Below are 23,531 nucleotides of genomic sequence, written 5' to 3'. Positions count from 1 at the left end.
GATGACGGAAGGGAGTAGGATGCTCTCAATCACATTTCGTGGTCGATGACGGCGCGGGTTACTTCCCCCGCCTTCAGCGCGGCGATGGCATCGTTGATCTGATCGAGCGGCCAGATGCCGCTGATCTGGTCGGCGATGTTCAACCGGCCGTCGCGCGCCTGTGCGATGAGTTCGGGATAATCGCGGTTGGGCAGCGCGCCGCCGTTCATCGTTGCGATCACCTCGCCACCCATGACGAAGCTGCCGAGCGGCAGCGCCGCTTCCGCGCCGGGGCGTGACATGCCGATCAGCACCACCCGGCCCCCGCGCTTCGTGCAGCGCAAGGCGGTGTTGATGGCACCGACTGCGCCGCTGCATTCCACCACCACATCGATAGGGCCATATTTGCCAGCCAAAGCGGCGGCGGCCGTCTCACTGTCCTGCGTGGGGTCTGCGAGGACAAAGGCGGTCGCGCCGAATTGCCGCGCCGTCGCTTCCTTCGCAGGATTGGCGTCGACAGCGATTACATGGGCGCCGTTCCGGGCGGCGCCCTGGATCGCGTTGACGCCGATGCCGCCGACACCAAAAACGGCCACGGTGTCCCCGGCACGCACGCGGCCCAGAACGCGGGCGGCGCAGACACCTGTCGAGACCGCGCACCCGATCAGCGCGCCTTGATCCAAAGGAAGATCATCGATGGCGAAGAGCTGCGACGCCTTCACCACGATTTCGCTGGCGAAGGAGGAGACGTTGGCAAAGGACGCAACGGGCTTTCCATCCAGCGTGAAGGGGAAGCCCGGTGCCATGCCCCAATTGATGTCGCAATTATGCGGCTCGCCACGCTGGCATTCACGGCACTCCCCACAAGGCGTTTGCGTACCCACGCAGACGTAATCCCCTATGGTCCAGCCTTCGACGCCCGGCCCCAGCTCCGCGATCTCGCCGGCCGCTTCATGGCCCAGGACGACCGGCAAGTTAGGCAGATGCGGCGTGAGCATCGCGATGTCGCTATGACAGATGCCCGAACGCAGCACGCGGATGCGCACCTCGCCCGGACCGACGGGGCGAAGCGTCAACTGGTCGCTGACAAAGAGCGACTGCCCATCCCAGACTGCGGCCCTCATGCGCTCAACCCCGCCAGCAGGGGATAACGGAAGGAGGGATCGTCCCGATCCGCGCGGCCATTGGGTGCGTCCTTGCTCATGCGTTCAAAAGCCTCTTCATCAACCGGCACGATCGATCCATGATCGAACACCAGGCTGCGATATGTGAATTTCCACTCGCCATCCCGCCGTTCATATCGATCGAGATAGCGGCCAAGGGCGATGAACAGCTTTGCGCCCGGCCCGTGGGTCCGGTGCCATGCCTCCACATAATGTTCACCCTCGGCATGGTCGCCATCGATTACGAACAGGCTGTTCGTAATATTGTGGCGAGTGAGGTCCCAATGCGCGGTGATTTCGGGTAGCCAGGCAACGAAGTCGTCGGGACCTCCCTGAAACATTGCCCCGTGATCGTCGATCGCGTCATCATGATACAGCGTTCGCACCAAGGCGAAGTCGCGGCGATCACATCCACGGCAATAGCGCATGACCAGATCATGTAGTGCAATCCGGTCGAGCAATGGCTGCGACATCTATCTCTCCATTACCGGGCGGTTGCCGGCATATTATCGTCAAGTGAGCGGAATAGCCGCCATCCCGACGGTAAGGAAAGCGCAAAAGAGCCCGTCTGCCATTTTCGCGACAGGGCGACTGCTGGCCGTCCAAATCATTTGGCGATGGGTCGTAAATCGCCTATAAACCATCCAACCCCGCCGAAGAAAATGGGGAAGAGGATGGAACCTGACAGCTCGGTATTTCTGCTCTGTCCATTTCGATTGCTGTGCCTGGCCAGCGGCCTGTCCGCGCTAGTGGGATTCAGCGTCATCCTTCTGCTGACATAATTTCATTTCCGATTCCGCGTCGGAAAAAACTTGCCTTCCGCCTGCGGCAAACTTTAAGTCATCGCTTCGAAGCCCAGACGGTAGGATTTCCATGAAAGAACCAAAGGGGTCGTTGGCCGATGCGGTCGATGCAGAGCCCCTCCCCGACGATGCGATTGGCGAAGGGGCAAGCCGCCCGAAGCGGCGGAGGCTGGGCCTGGTTCTGGGCATTGCGGCCGTGGTTGTTCTTATAGCCGGTGCGTTCTGGTTTGCTCGTTACCAGCTGTACGGCAAATATCAGCAAAGCACGCAGGACGCCTATTTGCAGGCCGACAGCGTCACCGTTTCGGCGCGGGTGTCCGGTTACGTCAGTGAAGTGCTGGTCCGTGAAAATCAGGATGTGAAGCCCGGTCAGCCATTGTTGCGGATCGAGGCGCCCGATTATCCGGCGCAGGCGGCGCAGGGGCAAGCGCAGATCAATCTGGCGCAGGCGAACGCTGCCAATGCGGAAGCGATGATCGGGGAACAGGAAGCGGCGATCGAGCAGGCGCGGGCGATGCTGGCGGCGGCGCAGACGAAGGCGCGGTACGCAGCGTCCGAAGTTGTGCGATACAGTCCGCTCGCGGCGAGTGGCGCGGAACCCGCTGAAAAGCTGGCGACGCTTCGCACCCAGGCGGCGCAGGCGGCGCAGGATGTGGCGGCGCAGAAAGCATCGACGCAGGGCGCGGAGCGGCGGATCGCCAGCCTGCGCGCCCAGATCGCGCAGGCGAAAGCGCAAGGCCAGAGCGCTCGGGCTCAGCTGGACGCGGCGCAGCGCAACGTCCGGGACATGGTGATACGCGCCAGCATCGCCGGGCGGGTGGGCGATCTTTCGGCGCGCATCGGCCAGTTCGTGCAGCCCGGCCTGCGCCTGATGTCGGTCGTGCCGGTGGAGCAGCTTTATCTGGAAGCGAATTTCAAGGAAACGCAACTGGGCCTGATGCGTCAGGGGCAACCGGCGGAGATCGATGTGGACGCTTTGCCGGGGGTGACGCTGCATGGCCATGTCGCCAGCCTTGCGCCCGGCACCGGGGCGCAATTTTCGCTGCTGCCTCCGCAAAATGCGACGGGCAACTTCACCAAGATCGTGCAGCGCGTGCCCGTGCGCATCGCCATAGATGCCGACCCGTCGATCAAGAAGCTGTTGCTGCCCGGCATGTCGGTGGAGGTTTCGGTGGACACCCGGTCGGCCCGCGAAGAAGTGGAACGGCTGAAGAATAGCAAGCAGGTTCGGCCGGAAGCCGCCAAGTGACCGCAGGCCAGCCTGAGACAGCCGAGCGCGCAAGCGTCGCGGACTGGCTCGCGGTGGCGGCTGGCACGCTGGGTGCGATGATGGCGATGCTCGACATTTCCATCGTCAATTCCGCCCTGCCGATCATCCAGGGCGAAATAGGCGCCAGCGGGACGGAAGGAACCTGGATCGCGACGTCGTTCATCGTCGCGGAAATCATCATCATTCCCTTGGCGGGCTGGTTGCAGCGGCTTTTGGGCCTGCGCAATTTCCTACTCATCGCCACCGTGGGTTTTGTGGGCTTTTCGATGATCTGCGGCATGGCGCAGACATTGCCGGTCATGATCGGGGGGCGGATCGGTCAGGGCATTACGGGCGGGGCGCTGATCCCCACGGCGATGACCATCATCGCGACGCGCTTGCCGCGCCATCAGCAAGCTGTGGGTAATTCCCTGTTCGGGGCCACGGCGATCCTGGGGCCTATCATGGGGCCGGTGCTGGGGGGCTGGCTGACCGAGAATATCAGTTGGCATTATGCCTTCTTCCTCAACCTGCCGGTCGGGATCGCTCTGCTGCTTCTGCTGCTGGTCGCACTTCCCTATGAGCGGCCGCGCCTTGACCTTATCGGCGAGGCGGACTGGTTGGGCGTGTTCGGCCTTATCCTGGGGCTGGGCGGGCTTACCGTCGTGCTGGAGGAGGGCGAGCGGGAGCAGTGGTTCGAGTCATCGACCATCATATGGCTGACCATCACGGCCGTGGCGGGGTTCGCCATGCTGCTGGCCGGGCAGTTGCTGGCGAAACGGCCGGTGATCCGGCTGCGGCTGCTGCTGGACCGGCAGTTTGGCGCAGTGTTCATCATGGCGATGATGATCGGCATGGTGATTTACGGCACATCCTATGTGATCCCGCAATTCCTCACGCTGATCGCAGGCTATAATGCGCTGCAGTCGGGGCAGATCGTACTGCTGTCGGGCGTACCGATGGTGCTGATGATGCCGTTCATGCCATGGGCGATCCGCACCATACCGATCCATCTTTCGGTCCTGATCGGATTGGTCCTGCTGATCCTCAGCACCTATATCGAAACATCACTGACGTCGGTGTCCACAGGCGCCGATTTCGTCGATTCCCAGTTGATGCGCGGCGTCGGCACCATCTGCGTCATGATGTTCCTGAACCAGGCGGCGATCCGTTCCGTGCCCATGTCTTTGGCTGCGGACGCGTCGGGCCTCTACAACGCCGCGCGCAATCTGGGCGGCTCCTTTGCGCTGGCTGGCATCGCGGTAGTGCAGGACCAGCGGCTGTGGCTTCATGCGCGCAGGATGGAGGAGAATCTGGCGGCCAATGGCCTTGACCTTCAACATTATGTCGATGCGCAGGCGCTCGCGCTGGGCGGCCGCGATGCGGCGTTCCGCATTATCGAACAGGGCATTCAGACGCAGGCGCTGACCATGACCTTTATCGACCTGTTCTGGATGCTGATCATCGCCATCCTGTGCACCGCGCCGCTCGTCTTTTTCCTCCGCCCGCTGCCACAGCATGCCGCGCCTGTGGCCGCTCATTGAGATTGTCGATGCGTAACCGATCCGCCTTTGCCTTTGCCTTGCTCCTGACCACGGCCTGCACCGCTGGCCCCAACTATCGCGGCCCTGCGGACGTGGCCCCTGCCCCACCGCCGCATTTCGTCCGGGGAGATGCCGGGTCCGGGTCAGTGGAGGCGGCCGCGCCATGGTGGACGAGCCTTGGCGATCCGGTGCTGAACCAGTTGATGGATCAGGCGCTGGCCGGGAACCCTCGCCTGGACGCCGCAGCGGCGCGCATCCGGCAGGCGCGCGCGGCCCTGCGCCAAAAGAGGGCGGAAGAGCTGCCAACGGTCAACGGCTCAGTCATCTATGCCAAGGCGCGCTTGCCCGGACAGTCGGAGGATGGGAGCGCCACCACGCTCGACCTGTACAATGTCGGTTTCGACGCAAGTTGGGAACTGGATCTTTTCGGCGGCAGCCGCCGAGCCGTCGAGGCGACGCGGGCCGATGTCGCGGCGAGCGAGGCAGGGCTGGACGACGCCCGCGTCAGCCTGTCGGCGGAAGTCGCGCAAAGCTATGTCGAGCTACGCGATCGGCAGCAGCGCCTGTCTCTGGGTGTCGAGGCGTTGGCTTTGCAGGATGAGGAGGTCGCCCTCACCCGGCAACGTTTTGAACGGGGCACGATTGCGCGAGGCGAGCTGCTGCAACAGGAGTCCGACCGGGATCGAGCGCGCGCGCAGTTGGCGCCGATGCGGGCCGATATCGACGCGCTGAAGGACAAGCTGGCGGTGCTGACCGGCGCTGTTCCCGGGACGCTGGACAGCTTGCTCGATCCGTCGGCTGCTTTGCCGCTGCCCCCCGCTGAGGTCGCAGTGAGTGATCCGGCCGCCCTGTTGCAGCGCCGTCCCGACATAAGGGCGGCGGAACGCAAGCTGGCCGCCCAGACCGCACGGATCGGCGTGGCGGATGCGGCGCGCTTTCCGCACATCAGCTTCCTGGGGCTTATCGGGCTTGGCGGGTCGTCGCCGGAGGATTTGGTCGATCTGGACAAGTTCACGGTGGCGGCGGTGCCGCGCATCAGCTGGTCTTTCCTGGATTTCGGAAAAGCCCGCGCGCGGATCGATGCGGCGGAGGCGCAGCGGGATGAAGCGGCGGCGGATTATCGCGCGGCGGTGCTGAACGCGTTGCAGGATGCCGAGGGTTCGCTGGCGCGTTTTCAGCGGCAGCGTGAGAGCCTGTCCGATCTGGCGCGGGCCGAACGGCAGGCGGCAATGGGAGCGGAGCTTGCGCGGCAACGGAGTCAGGCGGGGACGATTTCAGGAATAGATTATTTGAAGCAACGTCGTCTGGTCTTGGCGGCTTCGCAGGCGAGGGTTCAGGCGGCGGCGGGGCTGACGGTCAGCTTTATCAATGTGCAGAAGGCGCTGGGGCTTGGGTGGCAGGGGATGATCAGCCGCTGAGGCGAGTTCATCACGGATAGAAATAAAATAGGAGAGGCAGGATGAGCGCGGATTTGGCCATGGGTTGCCGCCGTCTGGTGGACAAGGTCGTCGTCGTTGCGGGCGCGTCCACCGGCATCGGGCGGGGGACCGCTTTACGGCTGGCGGCGGAGGGCGCGACCCTGATCGTCGCGGCGCCCGGCAATCACAAGGACAAGATCGACAGCCTGGTCGATGAGGTCGCCGCGATGGGCAGCCGCGCGACCGGATGCGCGTTCGATGCGACCGATGACGCGTCGATTGCGGCGCTGATCGATATGGCCGCGAAGACATATGGCGGGATCGACGCGGTACATGCCAATTTCGCCGACCTGCAAATCCTGTTTTCCGACACCAACGCGCTGACCGTGACCGACGAGGTGATGGAGCGCACATTGGATGTCAATTTGAAGGGCATGATGCGGATCACGCGCCATGCCCTGCCCAAGCTGCTGGAGCGCGGCGGCGGGGCCATGATCTATACCTCATCGGGCGCGGCGATCGCGGGGGAGCCGGTGCGCCCCTGCTACGCGATGGCGAAGGCCGGGATCAACGCGCTGGTGCGCCATGTCGCCAGCGGCTGGGGCAAGCAGGGTATTCGCGCCAATGCCATCATGCCGGGGTTGGTGATCACGCCCGAGCTTCGCGCCACGATGCCGACGGATTTCCAGCAGCAGGTGCTGGAGGAAGGGCGGTCTCCGCGCCTTGGGCTGGTGGAGGATATCGCGGCGATGGTCGCGTTGTTGGCGAGCCGGGACGGTGAGTGGATCAGTGGTCAGTGCATCGCGGTGGATGGCGGATCGACGATTAGTTAGGGGGGCGTCTTTTAGAGCGCGCTGCGTTAAATCGGCACCACCTCCCTTTACCGCTCGCCCTGAGCCTGTTGAACCGAAGGTCAGCGAAGCCAACGGCTTCACTTCTTAGAAAGTAGAGGGCTTCGACAAGCTCAGCCCGAACGGGGTTGAGGGATTCAGATAAAAAGCACGCCGCTCTAGTTGTTCATTTGACCCGGTTCGGGCTGAGCAGTGCAAGGCAGTTCTTTAGTAAAGGTGGCTTGCGCACATTGATCCTCCCCATCGTGAGATGGGGAGGGGGACCGTTCGCGAAGCGAAGGGTGGAGGGGAAATCTCACAGGTCGTGCCATTTCCCCTCCACCGGCCTGCGGCTGGTCCCCCTCCCCACGCTTCGCGCGGGGAGGATTTTGAGGTCTGATCAGAAGGCGATCTTGGCATCCACGCCGTAGGAGGTCGGCTTGTTGAACGTCGCGCCTGCGAAGCCCAGGGCGCCGAAGTCGATGCCGTAAACGAGCCGCTTCTGGTTCAGCAGATTGTCGCCCCAGATGCCTACGTCAAGCTTGCCGCCGCCAAGGTCGAAGCCTTCGACAGACAGACGCGCCTTTACGTTGGTCTGGCTGGGCGAAACGATCTGTTCGTTGAACGGCGCAGTGTTGTCGAGCGCGTTGAAGTAGATCTTCGTGCGATAGGAATAGTCGCCACGCAGACGCACGAGCGTGTCACCCCCGCCGATCGGGTGCGAATATTCAGCGCCGACATGGACATTCCACTTTGGCGTGTAGAGCGGCCGTGCCTCGTCAGCGACATCGACCACCGTGTTGGTGCCCGGATCGCGGAAGAGGAAGGTCTTATAGTCATGTTTCACATAACCGACCGAGCCGTCGATCTGGAAGCCACGGAAGGGGGCCGCCGTCAGTTCCGCTTCGAAGCCCGACAGGCGCACCTTGCCCGCATTGACGATCAACGAGGTAGCGCCGCCGCTGCCTGCGGCGAACTGCTGGACCTGAAGATCGTTATAGTCGGTGATGTAGCCAGCGACGTTCAGGCGCAGGCGATTGTCGAACCATTGCGACTTGAAGCCTGCTTCATAAGACGTCGCCTTTTCAGGATCGAAGCCGTTGATGACACCGGCGCGCGGGTTAATGCCGCCGGAACGATAGCCGGTCGATACGCGGCCATAGACCATGACATCGTCCATCACCTCATAGCTGACCGACGCCAGCCAAGAGAAGTTGTCGAAGCTCCGACGGCCACGCTGTATCGGATTGATGGCATCATTAAGATAGATGGTCTTGTCGTCAGCGGTGTGACGGCCGCCCAGCGTGACTTCCAGTTTATCGTCGAGCGAGGACGGCTTCCAGCTAACCTGACCGAACACAGCCATCGACTGTGACGTGCCGCCGAATGCCTGAACGGGAGCGAGGTTTACGCCAACGGTAGCGAGGCCTGGATTGGCCGCAGCAATTTGATCGGTATCCGTCTGCGAAAATCCAAGGAAGGGTAGACCGGCGATCGGTGTAAGAACCGTCAGCGCCTGCTGGTTATATTCCGACGATTTTTCGTAGAAATAATACATGCCGAGCAGGTAGCTTAAATCACCGACCTTGCCGAGCGCCTGGAATTCCTGGCTGAACTGCCATTGCTTCTGCGGTGCGTTGTTACCCGTATAGGGCACGACATCACCGATCGTGACGTCTGTAGAACCAAAATTGACCACTGGCCCGCGCAGCACGCCATTACCCGACAAGTTCAGGATCGTGTCCTGGAAGAACTTCCGGTAGCCGGTGATCGACTTGACCGTAAGCTCAGGAATAGCTTCATAGCTGAGGGTCAACCCGTGGCCCTGAACGCGCGTCTTGCTGCCATAGCGGAAGTTGCCGTTGCGGTCGGTGAAGCCCGCCTGCTGAACCGTGCCCTGGCGATCGGGGCTGACGAGGAACGGCGCGCCGCCGAAGCTGGGCGACTGCGAATAATAGTCCTGCGCCAACGGGGTGGCAGCGACGATCTGGAAGAAGGCAGGCGTGCCCTTACGATTGTCATAATCGAAGCTGTAATTGACCGTCAGGTCGCCCAGATCGGCCTGCAAACCGATCGCGACCGAATCCGCATTCAGTGAGCCGGGGTCCTGCGAAGCCGGGGTGAGCGTGTTGTTCACATAGCCGTCGCCCTGGCGATGCTGATAGGCGATCGACGCCTTGAGCACGTCGCCCAGAATATAGCCGGTGTCCAGCCGCGCGCGGGCATACCATTCGTTGAAGCGGCCGTAGCCCGCCTTCGCGGTGACATGCATGTCGTTGGCAGGCTTCTTGGTGATCAGCTGGAGCGCGCCGCCGATGGTGTTGCGGCCGAACAGCGTGCCCTGGGGGCCGCGCAACACTTCGATCCGTTCCAGATCGATAAGGTCGAACACGGCACCGGCGGCACGGGCGAGGTAAACGCCGTCGAGATAGACGCCCACGCCCTGTTCAGACACGGCCGAAGGTTCGTTGTTGCCGATGCCGCGAATGTAGATGGTCGCGGCCGAAAGGCTGGACGGCTGCTGTTCGATCGTGATGTTCGGCGCGAAATTGGGGACATCGGTCGGGTCAGAGATGTTCTGCCGTTCGATGAAGTCGCCGCTGAGCGCGGTAACGGCGACAGGGACGTTCTGCAGCGTTTCCGCGGAACGGCGCGCAGTTACGACGATGTCACCGAGAGTGGTCGATGGTTCCTGCGCGGCGCTTTGTTCCTGAGCGTTCGCCGAAACCGAAAACGGCACCAAAATTGCGGTAACCCCCGCAAGCAATATGGACTTCATACATCCTCCCAAACACATGCTGCTCTTAGTCAACAGTCCCGGTCTTTATCGTTATCTGCATGCGCCACACGGGAAAAAGCGCCTGTTGACCCCGAACATGGATAAACATGTCCGATGCAGCTCCGTTAGTCGCAATTATCGCTTACATCAAGGATGATTGCGTCAATCTGCGTATTATCTGACGTTTATATCTACGCTGTTGCACATTTGCACACCGGCAATCTTAGCGCCTAACGAGGGGCGGAATGGCCGCCCGGCAACTGCGCGGCCGGAGTTGCGACATGGCGGAGCAGCAGCGCTTGAGTGGAAAGACCGTACGGAATGGCGGCCTGGGCTTGGCATCCCGGCAGCCACAGGACGGCTTTTGCCGGAAAGGCGAGGTCGGTCCAGTTGGTCGTAAAATCGATCGAAACGCCGGGCATGTCCTTGGCGAATCCCTCCGCCCACTTCATCACCGTTAAGCGCAGATCGACGCCTTCGGAGGAATTTTGAACGAGCAAGGCGGTTCGGCGGCCGTCGGTTCCGGCGGGGTCTCCGGGGGAAAGGATGACTTCTTCGACCCCAGCCGAGGCGATGAGGGGCCGGTTCATGAAGCGTTCCTCATCAGCGGCCATGATCTTTCCCACTGGTCCGGCCATGAGTGCCGCCGCTGCCTCTATATCGTCGGCCCAGAATTCGCTGATCGTGTCCCAGCCGAATGACTGGTCTGCGGTGACGTGGTTGCGGGCGTAGGCAGAGAAGGGGAAATAGCTGATCGCCAGCGGAGCGTGATTTTCCTCATAATAAAGCTGGAAATCTTCGCGAGTGGTGCCCGGCTTATGTGCGAGGGCACAGATGGACTTGGTCATGCGGCGGCACTCTTTGCAGAAAGGGCTGTGACAATTTGCTCTGCGGCGGCGTAGGGATCAAGCTGCCGCGTTTCGACCTGATCGAGTATGGTCTCGCCGCATAGCGCCATTGCACGGGATGCGAGGGCGTCGCGGACTAGCGAGAAGACCTGTTCCCTCGCGCGCAGGCGGCTGCGCGCGGTGAAATCCCCATGTTCTTGCAGGAAGTCGCGATGGGTGGCGATGGCGTCGGCGATGGCGTCCGCCCCCTCCCCTCTTGCGGCGACGGCGCGTAGTAGTGGCACGTCCCAGCGCTGGTCCGTGACGGTTTGGGCGCGCAGGTGGAGCATCAGTTCCATCTGGCGGTGGGTGGCGTCATAGCCGTCGCGGTCGGCTTTATTGACGACGAAGATGTCGCCTGCCTCCATAAGGCCCGCCTTCACCGCCTGGATTTCGTCGCCGAGGCCCGGAACCGCGACGATGACGGTGGTGTGGGCGAGGTTCACGACGTCGATTTCGTCCTGCCCTACTCCCACGGTTTCGACCAGGACGATGTCATAGCCCATGGCGTCGAAGACGAGGCACGCATCATGGGTGGAGCGGGACAGGCCGCCTGCCTGCCCCCGCGTACCGAGGGAGCGGATGAAGACGCCGGGGTCGAGCGCGTGGCGGCTCATGCGGACGCGGTCGCCGAGGATCGCGCCGCCGGTGAAGGGGCTGGACGGATCGACGGCGATGACGGCGACGCGCTGTTCGCGCTTGCGCCATTCGGCGACGAGAGCGTCGGTAAGGGTGGACTTGCCAGCGCCGGGCGGGCCGGTGACGCCGACCAGCTGGGCGCGGCCGGTGTGCGGGTAGATGGCGGCCAGCACTTGCGCGCCGCGCGGGTCGCGATCATCCAGCCAGCGGATGGCGCGTGCGCCTGCCGCGACTTCTCCGGCGAGAAGGCGGTCGGCTATGTCAGCCGCGCCCTGCGGCATCAGGCGGCGTCCTCCGCCAGTCGCTGCGCCCACCAGCTTTCGAGATAGGCGACAATGTCGCGCGTGTCGGAACCCATGGTGAAGATGCGATCGACGCCTGCGTCTTCGAGGATCGGCTTGTCCTCTTCGGGGATGACGCCGCCCGCGACCAGCAGCTTGTCGCCCGCGCCTGCTTCGCGGAGCAGGCGGGCGAGCTTGGGCAGGCTACGGGTGTGACCGGCGGACAGGGTGGAGATGCCGACGACGTCGACATCCTCCTGCACGGCGGCGGCGCAGACCATTTCGGGGGTTTGCTTGAGGCCGGTGAAGATGACCTCCATGCCCGCTTCGCGCAGGGCGTGGCCGATGACGGTGACGCCGACGGTGTGCGTGTCCATGCCGAGCTTGGCGAGCAGGACGCGCAGGGGGCGCTTGAATGTGGTCATACGCGTCAAATCCCCATCAACTGGCTGTCGGCGCTGTGGACGCCGAAGACGTCGCGCATCGCGTTGCAGATTTCGCCGTGCGTGGCGTAGAGCTTTACCGCCTCGAGGCAGGGGGGGACCATGTTGGCGCCGGTGCGGGCGGCTTCGCGGACTTTCTTGAGGGCTGCGTCGACGGCGGGCTGGTCGCGGCGGGCGCGCAGGTCGCGGACCTTGCGGATCTGCTCTTCCTCCATCGCATCGTCGAGGCGGAAGATTTCGATTTCGCGCTCCTCATCCTCGCGAGTGAGGTGGTTGACGCCGACCCATTTGCGGCGGCCCTCCTCTACGTCCTTGTTGCGCTCATATTGTTCGCGGCCGAGCGCGCGCTGGATATAGCCGGTTTCGATGGCTTTCAGTGCACCGCCCATGGCGAAGATCTTGTCCATTTCGGCGAAGGCGGCATCCTCCATCTGCTTGGTGAGGGTTTCGACATAGTAGGAGCCTGCCAGCGGATCGATGGTCTCGGCGACGCCGGTTTCGTGGGCGACGATATGCTGGATCGCGGCGCCGACGCGGATGGCGTTTTCGGCTGGGAGGGCGTGGGCCTCGTCATAGAGGGGGGTCGTCATCGCCTCCCCTGCCCCGCCGAGCGCGCAGGCGGTCGCCATGATGCCGAGCCGGGCGATGTTGTTGAGCGGCTGCTGGAGGGTGAGCGCTATGGTGGTGGGGGACGTCATCATGCGGATTTTGAGCGCTTCGGGCTTGGTCGCGCCATAGCGCTCCCTCATCAGCCGCGCCCAGCATTTGCGGAAGGCGCGCAGCTTGCAGACGCCTTCGAAGAAATCCATGTCCACATTGACGACGAAGTGATTGATGTAGGGCGCGACCGTGTCGATATCGAGACCGCGCTCCAGCACCGCGTCGATATGCGCGCAGGCTATGCTAAGCGAATAGGCAATCTCCTGCACCGGGTTCGCCTTGGCGGGCTGAAGCTGGGCGGAGATGATGGAGATCGGCGCCCAATTGGGATGGTTGCGGATGATATATTCGATGCAGTCGGTGGCGATCCGCAATCCATGTTCAGGCGGATATATGTAGCGGCCGACGCAGGTATATTCGATCAGGATGCCGTTCACGATGTGCAGCACAAAGTCCTGCGGATCGACGCCTTTTTTCTCCAGCGCGGCGATGATCATGGCTAGGTTGACCGGCTGCGGCGCATTGCACACGCTCATCAGATATTTGAGCTTGTCGAAGGGGAGGTCGAAGGCTTTTTCAAGGTCTTCGAGGCTGTCGAGCGCCATCCCTGCGCGGCCGACTTCGCCCTCCACTACGGGATCGTCGCTGTCATAGCCGTTGGTGGTGGCTAGGTCATATTCGAGGATGAGGCCGGAGAGGCCCTGATCCAGCATGTAGCGGGCGCGCTTTGCCCAGTCCTCGCCTTTGCCGAAGCCGGTGACCTGGGTCATCGTCCAGAAATCGGAGCGATGGCCGTTCGGGCGGGTCGAGCGGGTATAAGGATATTCGCCGGGGAAGCCGAGGTCTGCGCTATAGTCGAAGCCTACCGCATCGAGATCGGCGGGCGTGTAGAGCGGCTTGATCGGCCATTTAAGCGCCTGCGTCACAAAGGGGTCGCGGCGCTCCGGCCGCCCATCGATGGCGGGGCCGCGCGTCTCCTGCTGCCAGCGCGCTTCTTCCTGCGCGATTGTGTTGGTGGCGGGGACGATGGGTCCGGTTGGGCGATTCATGACGGCACTCTCCTTGGCTTTATTGCTATCCGGTGCGGGAGAGCGGGCTCAAGAAGCGTCGGGAGAATGCCGCATGATTGTCGCATGATCTCGTAATATTTCACGCTTTGTGATAAGTGGCGGTGATGGATGCCATATCGATCCGGCAGGCGCGGCAGAGCGCCGACATTGTGCGGCGGTCGCTTGGGCTTGATGGCGCAGTTGTTGAAATATGCGCTTTTCCCGAAGTGCGGGAAGAAACGGTGCAGATGGTCGAGCCGCAGTCGGTTTTGATGTTGGGCCTTTCGCGGCTGCTGACTGGGTCGGAGGGGCGGAAGGCGGGTGATCCGCGCCGTCCGTTCGCGCGCATGGGGGCGCTGGCGCTGCGGCCGGCTGGGGTGCCGATGGAGTTTCATGTCGCGCAGGGCGCGTTCGATACCCTCCGCATTCGCTTTGAGGATCGGCGGATAGCGCCAGCGCTGGCGGGGATCGGTTTTGACGATGCGACGCTGAGCGCCTGTTTCGACATGCATGCGCCGCCCATTGAGGAGGCGATGCTGCGGCTGGCGGCAGAGGTCGAGCATCCCGGAAGTGACAGCGCGGATATTGGAGAGGCTCTGGTGTCGCTGATCCTGCTCGATTTGCGGCGGTTTCTCGCTCAAGCGGCGGAGCGCGCGGGGCGGCGGCGCGGCGGGCTTTCCGCGCGGGCGTTGCGGGTGGCGCTGGCGATGATCGATGCGCCTGGTGATGCACCGTCGATCGATGCGATGGCGGAGCGGTGCGGGATCAGCCGGGATCATTTCATCCGCTGCTTTCATCAGACGACGGGCATCAGTCCGGGTGCGGCGATCCGGCGGCGGAGGATCGATCGGGCGAAGGCAATGCTGACCGAGGATAAGGGGTCGATTGAGGAGGTTGCGCGGGCGTTGGGCTATGCGGGGGCGCCGTCTTTTTGCGCTGCCTTCAGGCGCGAGACTGGGCGGCCGCCTGGGGCCTGGCGGGTGTTGATGCGGTGAGGGGAGGGATATAACCTACCTCCGTTCGGGCTGAGCTATTCGAAGCCCTTCACTTCCCCTCTGACGTGAAGCCTATGAAGAAGTAGAGCCCTTCGACAAGCTCAGGGCGAACGGAGGAAAAGTGGTCTTGAACGGATGGTTCAAACCGGGAAAGAGACGTTCTAAGGACCAAGATCAATGAGCGAGATCGACTTCACCGCCACGATCATCGAATCCTGCCCTGTTTCGGGCGGGCGGTTCGAACTGGTGGAATGGCATTGGCCCGATATCGTCAGTTTCGAGCGGACCGAGCAGCAGTTGATGCTGGAAATGTCGCTCCCCCCGATGGCCGCCGATGCTTCAGCCTATTTCCCGGACATTGATCCCGAGCGCCGCTGCTTCATGGGAGCGTTGTTCGTGCGGCATCCGGGCGTCGCGATCGGCGGGCGATCGGAAGGCAGGCAGATCCGCGTGATCCGGTGCGTTTTCGATGAGCCGCATGGCGCGGCGATTATCGGCTCGGGCGAACCTTCGCTGCCATTCCTGCAAGGGCTGCTGAACATCCGTAACGACGCGCTGCGTAGCCTGATGCGGCTGGCGCATCGGGAGTTGATCAATCCGCTGGATCGATCAGCCGAGGCGATGGAGGCGTTTTTCCAGCTGGTGCGGGTGGAACTGGGCCGGGTGTTCCAACAGGCCGCGAGTGCTGCGACGGCGAGCCGCCTTGCCCCATGGCAGTTCCGCCGTATTCGCGAGCGGATCGAGGCGGGTGCGCCCATGCCCGGCGTTGCCGAACTTGCGGCGCTGTGCGGGATCAGTACCCGGCATTTGCATCGGCAATTCCTGGCGCTGACCGGCAAGACCATTTCGGACTATATTGAAACCTATCGTATCGAGCAGTCGAAGCTGCTGCTGGCGCGTGGTGATGTGCCGATGAAGCAGGTCGCGGAGCAAGCCGGATTTTCGCACGGGAATAGCTTTGCGCGGGCGTTTCGGCGGGCGACGGGATTGTCGCCGCGCGAATATCGGCAGCGGTCGGCGGCTTTGATGGATTGAAGGGCGCGGAGGGCTGATGCGCAGCCCTCCACGCCCTTCCTCACCAGCGCAGTTTGAGCGAGGTAAAGCCCATGACCGGGCCGCCGAAGACGGATTCGGCGTCCTGATCCGGGTCCAGTTCGAATTCGGGAATTTGCCGCAGCCATTCCTGTAGCGAGATCATGATTTCCCGCTTGGCGAGGTGCGACCCGATGCAGCGGTGCGGCCCGAGGCCGAAGGTGACATGGTTATTGACCTTGCGATCGAGGTCGATGGTCTGCGGATCGCTGAACGTGCGCGGGTCGCGATTGGCCACTGTGTTGGGCAGGACAACCCGATCGTTACGGCGGAACTGCACGCCCTTATACTCGCAATCATGGGTGACGCGGCGGTAAATGTTGGAGACCGCGTTGATCCGCATCAGTTCCTCAATCGCGAGGAGGAATGCGGACGGATCGTCCAGCCGGTCGCGGAATTTCTGCCGCGCGTCCGGTGATGTCGCGAGATAGCGCCAGACATAGGTCATGGTGTTGGTGACCGTGTCGAGCCCCGCGACGAAGAGCAGGAAGCCGCAATTGATGATGTCTTGCCAAGGGAAGGGATTGCCGTCCGCGTCGCGCGACTGCACGACGGTAGAGGCTATGTCGCTGCCGGGATTGCGCTCCTTCTCTCGGAAGAGTTCTTCCAGCACGTCATAGATTTCGAGCAGGTTTGCGGCGCGAATATCCGGGTCGGTGCTGCGGAAGAAGGTGTCGGAGATGCGGAGAAATTCCGGCAGGCGCTCTTCGGGCAGGCCGAACAGTTCAAGGAAAGTGCCGGTCGGGAATTTGGCGGCATAATCCTTGACGAAATCGCACCCGCCGTTCCCGGCGAAACCGGAGATGAGCCTTTCGGCGCGGCTGTGCAATCCGTCAGTCATCCGGCGGACGGCAAGCGGGGTGAACATGGGGGCCAGCAATTTGCGGAACACGTCATGCTGGGGCGGATCGACGCCATTGGGCTGAAGAACCGGATAGGGTTCCAGCGGCGGAATCTGCGCCTTGTGCGTCGAGAAAATCTCGTGATTGCGATAGGCTTCGGCAATGTCGGCGTAACGCAGGAACACCCAGTGGCCGCCGTTGCGCGGCGTGTAGAAGATGGGCGGCACACCTTTTTGGATAAGGCCGTGCCAAATCTGCACCGGGTCGGAGATGTCGGCGGGCATGTCGAAGAAGTCGAAGTCGTGGATCAGGTCTTCAGGGACATGGGTTGGCGCGGCGGGGAAATAGGTGACGGTCATGCCCCCGTCCCCTTTGTGATACGCAGCGCGCCTTCGGGGCAATTACGCACGGCAAGCCGGACTTTTTCCTCAAGCTCCGGGGGAAATTCGGGTTGTTCTATGACGACTTTGCCCTCCATCGCGTCGGTGGAAAACACCTCCGGGCACAGGTCTTCGCATCTGGCGTGCCCCTGACATTGGGCAAGATTGGCAACCACTCTCATCGAGGCAGACTCTCCTGATCTTCGTTGCCGCCTTTTACCAAATCGGTGATCGGTGGCCTATTGCCGGGAAGGAGCAAAATGCGTCATCAGGAGCAGATCAGGACATTGGTACTGACTTTGGGCTGCCGGTCAGAAGATGCCGAGCGCTTTCAGGCGGTCGAGCATTTGGGTTTCGCCGGTCGCGGTCGGGTCGGCGGGTTCGAACTCAAGTTCGATCATACCGTCATAGCCGCCAATGGCTTGGAGGATCGCGGGCCAGTCCAGTTCTCCGAGGCCTGGGTCGACGCGATTGGGCACGTCGGCGAACTGGATAAGGCCGGTCTCCTTGGCGCAGGAGGCGAAGGAGGAAGGCACGTCATGGCCCATCATCGCGACATGGCCGGTGTCGAACAGCAGGCGGACTGACGGCATGGCGACGGCGCGGACCATCTCCACCGCGTCCTCCAGCTGGTTGAGCAGGAGGCCGGGGATACGGCTGGCGGCGATGGGTTCGACGAGCAGCGTCAATCCGCTGCGTGCGGCCTGTTCGGCATGGCGCTTCAGATTTTCCGTCATGGCGTCGAGTTGCGCCTTGCGGGGGCGCTGGTTGTCGAGGCCAGCCACGCAGACGACGCTGCCGCCGTTGAAGCGAGTGGCGATCTCGATGCTGAGGTCCACGCTGCTGCGTAGATGTTCTAGGCCAGTTTCATCTTCGGCGCTCCAGACGGGCTGGTTCCAATATTTTAGGTCGCTGAAGCTGGAGAGGACGAGGCCACGGCTCGCCATCCGGTCGGCCATCGCGACTTGCTCAGCCTCGGGCCGTAGCATCATGAACAGGTCTTGCACGCCGCGAAAGCCATGGTCGGCGAGCGCGTCGATCTGGTCGAGAGAGTTGGTAGAGCGGGCGAGATGCGCGAGCATCGGCCGGTCGGGGGAGCTGAGGCCGAGATGGCCGCCGATGGGCCAGCGGCCGGTCATTGGGTCACCGAGCGGGCGAAGTCGATTAGCGCCTTGTTGAAGGCGGCGGGCTGTTCCTGCTGCACGAAATGGCCTGCTTCCGGGATGGCTATGATGTCGCGGAGGCCGGGGACTCGCTGGCGCATCCGCTCTTCCCAATCGGTGAAGAAGCCGAAGGACGGGTCTTTTTCGCCATAGAGGAACAGGGTGGGCGTTTCGACATCATGGTCGGCCCATTTTTCGCCGATGCGCCAGTTTGCGTCGGCGGTGCGGTAGCTGTTGAGGCCGCCGATGAAGCGCAGCATCGGGGCGGCATCGACATATTCGCTGACGAAGCGGTCGAACTCTGCCTGGGAGAGCCAGGGCCAGGGGAGCGGCGGCGCGGGTGGCAGGACGTCTAGATAACCGCTGCCTACCGATGAGACCGTTTTCCAGCTCCAGAGATCGCCCTTTGATGAGAGGGCGTAGAAGAGGCGGGCGAGGAAGTCGGGGGCTCGGTCGGCGAGTTCGCGTTCGGCGGGGCCTGCTTCCATGAAATAGTGGAAGTGGACGAAATGCTCGGCGGCCATGGCGGCGAAGCGTTCGCTGGGGAGGCGATCGGGCGAGGATGCTTCTGGCTGGGCGGGCGCATCCGCTGGGAGGCGTGGGGCGCTGCCCAACATGGCGCGTCCGGCCATGTCATAGTCATAGGGGATGGTGGCGATGAGGCCCGCCACCCGATCAGGCGCGCGGACGGCGAGGTTCCAGGCATATTGTGCGCCGAAATCCTGACCGACGATGACGGCTTTGTCCGCTTCATAATGGTCGAGCAGGGCGATGAGATAGGCCTGCATATGGTCGGCATCATAGGCGGCGGGATCGGTGGGGCGGTCGCTGCCGCCATAGCCGAGGCTGTCGATGGCGACGGCGCGGAAGCCCGCTTGGGCAAGCGGTTCCATCTGATGCCGCCATGACCAGGCGAGGCCGGGGAAGCCGTGGATCATGAGGACCAGCGGCCCCTCCCCCTGCTCCACGGCGCGGAGGTGGTAGCCGCCTACGTCGATTAGTTTCTCTGTCATAGATGGGCATCCTCTTCCCCGCGGGCGATCCGCCATGCGAGGCTTGCTATTTCTCCGGCACGGGCGCCGTGGATGGCGGCCGCTTCGCTGGATGCATTGCCGCTGATCGCGCGGTGATAGACGCCCTGACGGATGGCGGCGTTGCGGAACATGGCGAAGGCGAGGGCATAGCGCCAATGGGCCGGGTCGACGGCCTGCGCGCCGCTGCGCTCTGCATAGCGTTGGAGATAGTCGGCTTCGGATGGGATGCCGAGCGCGGGGAGGTCTGCGTCGGACAGGCCGCGATAGCCTTCCTTGGGCACGCGCCATGCCATCAGATGCTGGGCGAGGTCGGCGAGGGGATGGCCTAGCGTGGATAGCTCCCAGTCGAGGACGGCGATGATGCGCGGCTCGTCAGCGGCGAAGATCATATTGTCGTTGCGATAGTCGCCGTGGACGATGCGGCTGGCTTCGACGCCGGGGTCGTTGGCGGGGAGCCAGTCGATTAGCTGCTCCATCGCGTCGAGCTGCTGTGTTTGCGTGGCGCGATATTGTTTGGTCCAGCGGGCGACTTGGCGGGCGAAATAATTGCCGGGTTTGCCATAGTCGGTGAGGCCGACCTGCGCCGGGTCGATGGCGTGGAGGGCGGCGAGGACGCGGTTCATCTCGTCATAGATGGCGGCGCGGTCGGCGGGTGTGAGGTCTGGAAGGCGGGCGTCCCAGAAGTTGCGGCCCTTCGCATAGTCCATGATGAAGAAGGGCGTGCCGACTATGCTAGCGTCTTCACACAGAGCGAGCGGGCGGGCGACGGGGACGGCGCTGTCCTTCAGCGCGTCGGTGACGCGATATTCGCGCTCGATCGCGTGGGCGGAGGGGAGCAGGACGCCGTCGGGCTTGCGGCGCAGGACGAAGCGGGGTTGGCCGTTTACCGACAGGAGATAGGTGGGGTTTGACTGGCCGCCTGCGAATTTTTCCGCGCCGATCTCGCCGTCCGCGCCCGACACATGGGCGTGGAGCCATGGGCCGAGGCGGCTGGTGTCGAGCGTGCGGATGTCAGTCATATTTGGCGAGTTCGAGGCGGCCGAGCTGGTGGCGGTGCACCTCGTCCGGGCCGTCGGCGAAGCGGATCTTACGGGCGTGGGCATAGTAGTTGGCGAGGAAGAAATCCTGGCTGATGCCCGCCGCGCCATGGGCCTGTATCGCCCAGTCGATGACCTGGCAGGCCATGTTGGGGGCGGCGACCTTGATCATCGCAATGTCGGCCTTTGCCACCTTGTTGCCGACCGTATCCATGCGGTGGGCGGCGTGGAGGGTGAGGAGGCGCGCCTGATCGATCATGATGCGCGAATTGGCGATGCGTTCGATGATGACGCCCTGTTCGGCGAGCGGCTTGCCGAAGGCGACGCGCGACTTCACGCGGCGGCACATGGCTTCGAGCGCGCGTTCGGCCATGCCGATCATGCGCATGCAATGATGGATGCGGCCGGGGCCGAGGCGCGCCTGCGCGATCTCGAAGCCGCGCCCTTCGCCCAGCAGCATGTTGGAGGCGGGCACGCGGACATTTTCGAACAAGATTTCCATGTGGCCATGCGGCGCGTCGTCATAGCCGAGCACGGTCATGGGACGCAGGACGGTGATGCCGGGCGTGTCGCGGGGCACGAGGATCATCGACTGCTGCTTGTGCTTGGGCGCTGACGGGTCAGTCTTGCCCATGAAGATCATGAGCGCGCAATCGGCCTCGCCCATGCCGGAAATCCACCATTTGCGGCCGTTGATGACATATTCATCGCCGTCGCGGACGATCGAGCTTTCGATGTTGGTCGCGTCGGAGGAAGCCACCTGCGGTTCCGTCATGGCGAAGGCGGATCGCATCTCGCCCGCGAGCATAGGTTCCAGCCAACGCGCCTTATGCTCGGCCGTGCCGAAGCGTTCGATCGTCTCCATGTTGCCGGTGTCGGGCGCGGCGCAATTGAAGACGGCGGGGCACCAGTGGACGCGGCCCATTTCCTCGCAGAGTGGGGCATATTCGAGGTTCGTCAGGCCAGCGCCATGGGTGCTTTCGGGGAGGAACAGGTTCCAGAGGCCTGCTTCCTTCGCCAGCGGCTTCAGCCTGTCGATCAGCGTGACGTGCGCCCAGCGGTCGCCGGTCGCGACCTCCTCATAATAGGCTTTCTCATTGGGATAGATGTGCGCGTCCATGAAGGCGCGCAGGCGGGTGAGCAGGTCCGCCGTCTTCGCGTTGGGTTCGTAGCTCATGCGTAGAAGCCCCTGCCCTCACGCGCATATTGGACGAGCAGCGGCGCGGGGGTCCAATAGGCGTCGCCCTGCTCGGCGCGGAACTTTTCGATGGTGGCGAGCAGCTTGTCGAGGCCGATCTGGTCAGCCCAATGCATCGGGCCGCCGGTGTAGCTGGGCCAGCCGAGACCGTTCACCAGCGCGACGTCGATTTCATGCGGGCGGGGTACGATGCCTTCACTCAGTAGCTTCGCGCCTTCGTTGACCATGGCGTAGAGCAGGCGTTCGCGGATTTCGTCCTCGCCGATGTCGCGGAGTTTGAGACCGTGGCGTTCAGCATGGGCGGCGATCATTTCGTCGGTCAGCGGGTTGGCGCTGGCCTTGCGGTTTTCGTCATAGCTGTACCAGCCGGAGCCGGTCTTTTGGCCGAGCCTTCCGGCGGCGACCATCTGTTCGGGGAAGTCGGCGCGCAATTCGCGTTCCGTCGCGCTGGCGGCGCGGGCCTTGCGCGCTGCCGCCTGCACGTCCAGCCCGGCGAGATCGCCCAGCGCGAAAGGCCCCATGGGGAAGCCGTAGGATAGCAGCACCTTGTCGATGGCGGCGGGCTTCGCGCCCTCCTCGACAAGGAAGAAGCCCTCGCGCGACCGCTTGGAGAGCATGCGGTTGACGATGAAGCCGTCGCATACGCCCGACAGCACCGGCAATTTGCCGATGCGCTTGCCCAGCGCCATGATCGTCGCGACGACTTCGGGGTCGGTCTTTGCCGCGCGGACATTTTCCAGCAGGCGCATGACATTGGCGGGGTTGAAGAAGTGCATGCCGCAGACATCTTCGGGGCGGCCTGACGCCTCGGCCAGCGTGTCGATATTGAGGAAGCTGGTGTTGGAGGCGAGGATGGTTCCGGCGGGCGTCACCTCACCCAATTTCGCGAAGACGGCCTTTTTGGTTTCCAGATCCTCGGTCACAGCCTCGACCACCAGCTGCGTGGGCGACAGGTCGCGCGGATCGGCACTGGTGGTGATGAGGGCGAGGCGCTTGTCCATCGTCTCTTGCGACATGCTGCCCTTGGCGACGGAGGAGGACCACATTTTGGTGATGGCTCTCATCGCGGCGTCGATGTTCGGTTGATCAAGGCCGACGGCGATGACGGGGATGCCGACGCTGACGACCGCCATGACGATGCCGCGTCCCATGACGCCGAGGCCGATGACGCCCACTCGCTCGATATTGCGGGTCAGGGTATCGGGCCCGAGCCCGGGGATGCGGGCGACTTCGCGTTCGGCGGCGAAGAGGTGGCGCAGCGCTTTGGACTGCGAGCCGTTCATGCATTCGCGGAAGATTGCGAGTTCCTGTTTGACCGCCTCGTCGAAGGGCAGTTCATAGCCGAGGCGCATGGCTTCCAGCGCGCGCAGGGGTGCGGTTTGGCCGCGCATCTTCTTGGCGACGGTCTTGCGCGCTTCTTCGAACAAGGCCGGGTCATCGGCGGGCATGGGCAGGGTGGAGGAGCTGCGCGACCCCTTCCCTTCCGCGACCAGCTTTTCGGCAAAGCTGCGTGCTTCGGCGGCGAGATCGCCGCCTGAAGCCACGGCATCGATGAGGTTGGACTTCAGCGCGTCGTCCGTGCCGATTGGATTGCCTTGCGTCACCAGCGTGATCGCGGTGGCGAGGCCAGCGAGGCGGGGCGTGCGCTGCGTGCCGCCGCCGCCGGGCATGAGGCCGAGCTTCACTTCCGGAAAGCCGAACTTCGTGCCCGGTGCGGCGATGCGGTAATGGCAGGCGAGAGCGACTTCCAGCCCGCCGCCCAGCACCGTGCCATGGACGGCGGCGATGATCGGCTTGGTCGAATGGTCCATCATTTCCATGACGAGCGGCAGGCCCGGATCGGCCATGGGCTTGCCAAATTCCTTGATGTCCGCGCCCGCGATGAAGGTCTTGCCTTCGCAGCGGATGACGAGCGCAGTGAGGCCGGGATCGGATTCCAGCTTGCGGATGGCTTCGGCAAGACCCTGCCGCACGCTGGCGGAGGTCGCGTTGACCGGGGGGTTATCGATCACCGCTTCGGCAATCGCGCCGTGGGTGTGGAAGCTGACTGTTTCGGACATGGGCGA

General features: G+C 63.3%; 20 protein-coding genes. 6 read left to right on the top strand and 14 right to left on the bottom strand.

What is annotated here, in order from left to right:
* Positions 1 to 29 precede the first annotated feature (29 nt).
* Positions 30 to 1,103 carry an alcohol dehydrogenase catalytic domain-containing protein gene (locus ACZ5ZH_RS13925; RefSeq protein ID WP_464772690.1) on the bottom strand — a complete coding sequence of 358 codons (1,074 nt, stop codon included), beginning with the start codon at positions 1,101 to 1,103 and terminating at the stop codon, positions 30 to 32.
* Complete coding sequence (locus ACZ5ZH_RS13920; RefSeq protein WP_464772689.1) at positions 1,100 to 1,615, bottom strand: nuclear transport factor 2 family protein; 516 nt, start codon at positions 1,613 to 1,615, stop codon at positions 1,100 to 1,102. Before ACZ5ZH_RS13920 ends, ACZ5ZH_RS13925 begins: the two co-directional genes overlap by 4 nt.
* 400 nt (positions 1,616 to 2,015) lie before the next feature.
* Between ACZ5ZH_RS13920 and ACZ5ZH_RS13915 the strand changes: the two genes are divergently transcribed.
* The 4 genes from ACZ5ZH_RS13915 to ACZ5ZH_RS13900 are packed head-to-tail and all read left to right on the top strand — an operon-like array spanning position 2,016 to position 6,989.
* Positions 2,016 to 3,194, top strand: coding sequence for an HlyD family secretion protein (locus ACZ5ZH_RS13915; RefSeq protein WP_464772688.1), 1,179 nt, complete (start codon positions 2,016 to 2,018; stop codon positions 3,192 to 3,194).
* On the top strand, positions 3,191 to 4,738 hold the full coding sequence (locus ACZ5ZH_RS13910; RefSeq protein WP_464772687.1) for an MDR family MFS transporter: 1,548 nt from the start codon (positions 3,191 to 3,193) through the stop codon (positions 4,736 to 4,738). The genes ACZ5ZH_RS13915 and ACZ5ZH_RS13910 overlap by 4 nt, the downstream gene beginning before the upstream one ends.
* Before the next feature lie 8 nt (positions 4,739 to 4,746).
* Entirely contained in the window at positions 4,747 to 6,156 is a 1,410-nt protein-coding gene (locus tag ACZ5ZH_RS13905; protein WP_464772686.1) for an efflux transporter outer membrane subunit, read from the top strand.
* 41 nt (positions 6,157 to 6,197) lie between these two features.
* On the top strand, positions 6,198 to 6,989 hold the full coding sequence (locus ACZ5ZH_RS13900; RefSeq protein WP_464772685.1) for an SDR family NAD(P)-dependent oxidoreductase: 792 nt from the start codon (positions 6,198 to 6,200) through the stop codon (positions 6,987 to 6,989).
* Between the two features lie 397 nt (positions 6,990 to 7,386).
* On the opposite strand, the gene ACZ5ZH_RS13895 is transcribed toward ACZ5ZH_RS13900, so the two are convergent.
* The 5 genes from ACZ5ZH_RS13895 to ACZ5ZH_RS13875 form a co-directional block, all read right to left on the bottom strand.
* A complete protein-coding gene (locus ACZ5ZH_RS13895) occupies positions 7,387 to 9,765 on the bottom strand; it encodes a TonB-dependent receptor (protein ID WP_464772684.1) in 2,379 nt (792 codons plus the stop codon).
* Between the two features lie 230 nt (positions 9,766 to 9,995).
* Positions 9,996 to 10,613: an EthD domain-containing protein gene (locus ACZ5ZH_RS13890; RefSeq protein WP_460988700.1), complete on the bottom strand. Its 618-nt coding sequence runs from the start codon at positions 10,611 to 10,613 to the stop codon at positions 9,996 to 9,998.
* Positions 10,610 to 11,572 carry a methylmalonyl Co-A mutase-associated GTPase MeaB gene (meaB, locus tag ACZ5ZH_RS13885; RefSeq protein WP_460988698.1) on the bottom strand — a complete coding sequence of 321 codons (963 nt, stop codon included), beginning with the start codon at positions 11,570 to 11,572 and terminating at the stop codon, positions 10,610 to 10,612. Before meaB ends, ACZ5ZH_RS13890 begins: the two co-directional genes overlap by 4 nt.
* Positions 11,572 to 11,997, bottom strand: coding sequence for a cobalamin B12-binding domain-containing protein (locus tag ACZ5ZH_RS13880; protein WP_460988696.1), 426 nt, complete (start codon positions 11,995 to 11,997; stop codon positions 11,572 to 11,574). The genes meaB and ACZ5ZH_RS13880 overlap by 1 nt, the downstream gene beginning before the upstream one ends.
* A gap of 5 nt (positions 11,998 to 12,002) precedes the next feature.
* Complete coding sequence (locus tag ACZ5ZH_RS13875) at positions 12,003 to 13,724, bottom strand: methylmalonyl-CoA mutase family protein (RefSeq protein ID WP_464772683.1); 1,722 nt, start codon at positions 13,722 to 13,724, stop codon at positions 12,003 to 12,005.
* A gap of 125 nt (positions 13,725 to 13,849) precedes the next feature.
* Between ACZ5ZH_RS13875 and ACZ5ZH_RS13870 the strand changes: the two genes are divergently transcribed.
* Positions 13,850 to 14,719, top strand: a complete 870-nt coding sequence (locus ACZ5ZH_RS13870) for a helix-turn-helix domain-containing protein (RefSeq protein ID WP_464772682.1) — start codon at positions 13,850 to 13,852, stop codon at positions 14,717 to 14,719.
* A 177-nt stretch (positions 14,720 to 14,896) separates the two neighbouring features.
* A complete protein-coding gene (locus ACZ5ZH_RS13865) occupies positions 14,897 to 15,754 on the top strand; it encodes a helix-turn-helix transcriptional regulator (RefSeq protein ID WP_464772681.1) in 858 nt (285 codons plus the stop codon).
* A 40-nt stretch (positions 15,755 to 15,794) separates the two neighbouring features.
* On the opposite strand, the gene ACZ5ZH_RS13860 is transcribed toward ACZ5ZH_RS13865, so the two are convergent.
* From ACZ5ZH_RS13860 to ACZ5ZH_RS13830, 7 genes are all read right to left on the bottom strand, one after another.
* Positions 15,795 to 17,012 carry a cytochrome P450 gene (locus tag ACZ5ZH_RS13860; protein ID WP_464772680.1) on the bottom strand — a complete coding sequence of 406 codons (1,218 nt, stop codon included), beginning with the start codon at positions 17,010 to 17,012 and terminating at the stop codon, positions 15,795 to 15,797.
* Positions 17,009 to 17,215, bottom strand: coding sequence for a ferredoxin (locus ACZ5ZH_RS13855; RefSeq protein WP_464772679.1), 207 nt, complete (start codon positions 17,213 to 17,215; stop codon positions 17,009 to 17,011). Before ACZ5ZH_RS13855 ends, ACZ5ZH_RS13860 begins: the two co-directional genes overlap by 4 nt.
* A 129-nt stretch (positions 17,216 to 17,344) precedes the next feature.
* On the bottom strand, positions 17,345 to 18,172 hold the full coding sequence (locus ACZ5ZH_RS13850) for a TIM barrel protein (protein ID WP_464772678.1): 828 nt from the start codon (positions 18,170 to 18,172) through the stop codon (positions 17,345 to 17,347).
* Positions 18,169 to 19,209, bottom strand: a complete 1,041-nt coding sequence (locus ACZ5ZH_RS13845; RefSeq protein ID WP_464772677.1) for an alpha/beta fold hydrolase — start codon at positions 19,207 to 19,209, stop codon at positions 18,169 to 18,171. The genes ACZ5ZH_RS13850 and ACZ5ZH_RS13845 overlap by 4 nt, the downstream gene beginning before the upstream one ends.
* On the bottom strand, positions 19,206 to 20,249 hold the full coding sequence (locus ACZ5ZH_RS13840) for a phosphotransferase family protein (RefSeq protein ID WP_460988683.1): 1,044 nt from the start codon (positions 20,247 to 20,249) through the stop codon (positions 19,206 to 19,208). The genes ACZ5ZH_RS13845 and ACZ5ZH_RS13840 overlap by 4 nt, the downstream gene beginning before the upstream one ends.
* Positions 20,242 to 21,444, bottom strand: a complete 1,203-nt coding sequence (locus ACZ5ZH_RS13835) for an acyl-CoA dehydrogenase family protein (RefSeq protein WP_464772676.1) — start codon at positions 21,442 to 21,444, stop codon at positions 20,242 to 20,244. The genes ACZ5ZH_RS13840 and ACZ5ZH_RS13835 overlap by 8 nt, the downstream gene beginning before the upstream one ends.
* Complete coding sequence (locus tag ACZ5ZH_RS13830; protein ID WP_464772675.1) at positions 21,441 to 23,525, bottom strand: 3-hydroxyacyl-CoA dehydrogenase NAD-binding domain-containing protein; 2,085 nt, start codon at positions 23,523 to 23,525, stop codon at positions 21,441 to 21,443. Before ACZ5ZH_RS13830 ends, ACZ5ZH_RS13835 begins: the two co-directional genes overlap by 4 nt.
* Between the last annotated feature and the right edge of the window lie 6 nt (positions 23,526 to 23,531).

It is taken from the genome of Sphingobium sp. TomMM7A (assembly GCF_055397305.1).
Note: the sequence above shows the minus strand (reverse complement) of the source record. Positions and strands in the feature narration are given on the sequence as shown.

Coding starts and splice junctions, on each gene's coding strand:
- ACZ5ZH_RS13840 (WP_460988683.1), bottom strand. CDS start 20,249: ATGACTGACATCCGCACGCTCGACACCAGCCGCCTCGGCCCATGGCTC.
- ACZ5ZH_RS13835 (WP_464772676.1), bottom strand. CDS start 21,444: ATGAGCTACGAACCCAACGCGAAGACGGCGGACCTGCTCACCCGCCTG.
- ACZ5ZH_RS13865 (WP_464772681.1), top strand. CDS start 14,897: ATGAGCGAGATCGACTTCACCGCCACGATCATCGAATCCTGCCCTGTT.
- ACZ5ZH_RS13850 (WP_464772678.1), bottom strand. CDS start 18,172: ATGACCGGCCGCTGGCCCATCGGCGGCCATCTCGGCCTCAGCTCCCCC.
- ACZ5ZH_RS13830 (WP_464772675.1), bottom strand. CDS start 23,525: ATGTCCGAAACAGTCAGCTTCCACACCCACGGCGCGATTGCCGAAGCG.
- ACZ5ZH_RS13900 (WP_464772685.1), top strand. CDS start 6,198: ATGAGCGCGGATTTGGCCATGGGTTGCCGCCGTCTGGTGGACAAGGTC.
- meaB (WP_460988698.1), bottom strand. CDS start 11,572: ATGCCGCAGGGCGCGGCTGACATAGCCGACCGCCTTCTCGCCGGAGAA.
- ACZ5ZH_RS13875 (WP_464772683.1), bottom strand. CDS start 13,724: ATGAATCGCCCAACCGGACCCATCGTCCCCGCCACCAACACAATCGCG.
- ACZ5ZH_RS13915 (WP_464772688.1), top strand. CDS start 2,016: ATGAAAGAACCAAAGGGGTCGTTGGCCGATGCGGTCGATGCAGAGCCC.
- ACZ5ZH_RS13870 (WP_464772682.1), top strand. CDS start 13,850: ATGGATGCCATATCGATCCGGCAGGCGCGGCAGAGCGCCGACATTGTG.
- ACZ5ZH_RS13895 (WP_464772684.1), bottom strand. CDS start 9,765: ATGAAGTCCATATTGCTTGCGGGGGTTACCGCAATTTTGGTGCCGTTT.
- ACZ5ZH_RS13860 (WP_464772680.1), bottom strand. CDS start 17,012: ATGACCGTCACCTATTTCCCCGCCGCGCCAACCCATGTCCCTGAAGAC.
- ACZ5ZH_RS13925 (WP_464772690.1), bottom strand. CDS start 1,103: ATGAGGGCCGCAGTCTGGGATGGGCAGTCGCTCTTTGTCAGCGACCAG.
- ACZ5ZH_RS13920 (WP_464772689.1), bottom strand. CDS start 1,615: ATGTCGCAGCCATTGCTCGACCGGATTGCACTACATGATCTGGTCATG.
- ACZ5ZH_RS13845 (WP_464772677.1), bottom strand. CDS start 19,209: ATGACAGAGAAACTAATCGACGTAGGCGGCTACCACCTCCGCGCCGTG.
- ACZ5ZH_RS13855 (WP_464772679.1), bottom strand. CDS start 17,215: ATGAGAGTGGTTGCCAATCTTGCCCAATGTCAGGGGCACGCCAGATGC.
- ACZ5ZH_RS13890 (WP_460988700.1), bottom strand. CDS start 10,613: ATGACCAAGTCCATCTGTGCCCTCGCACATAAGCCGGGCACCACTCGC.
- ACZ5ZH_RS13905 (WP_464772686.1), top strand. CDS start 4,747: ATGCGTAACCGATCCGCCTTTGCCTTTGCCTTGCTCCTGACCACGGCC.
- ACZ5ZH_RS13880 (WP_460988696.1), bottom strand. CDS start 11,997: ATGACCACATTCAAGCGCCCCCTGCGCGTCCTGCTCGCCAAGCTCGGC.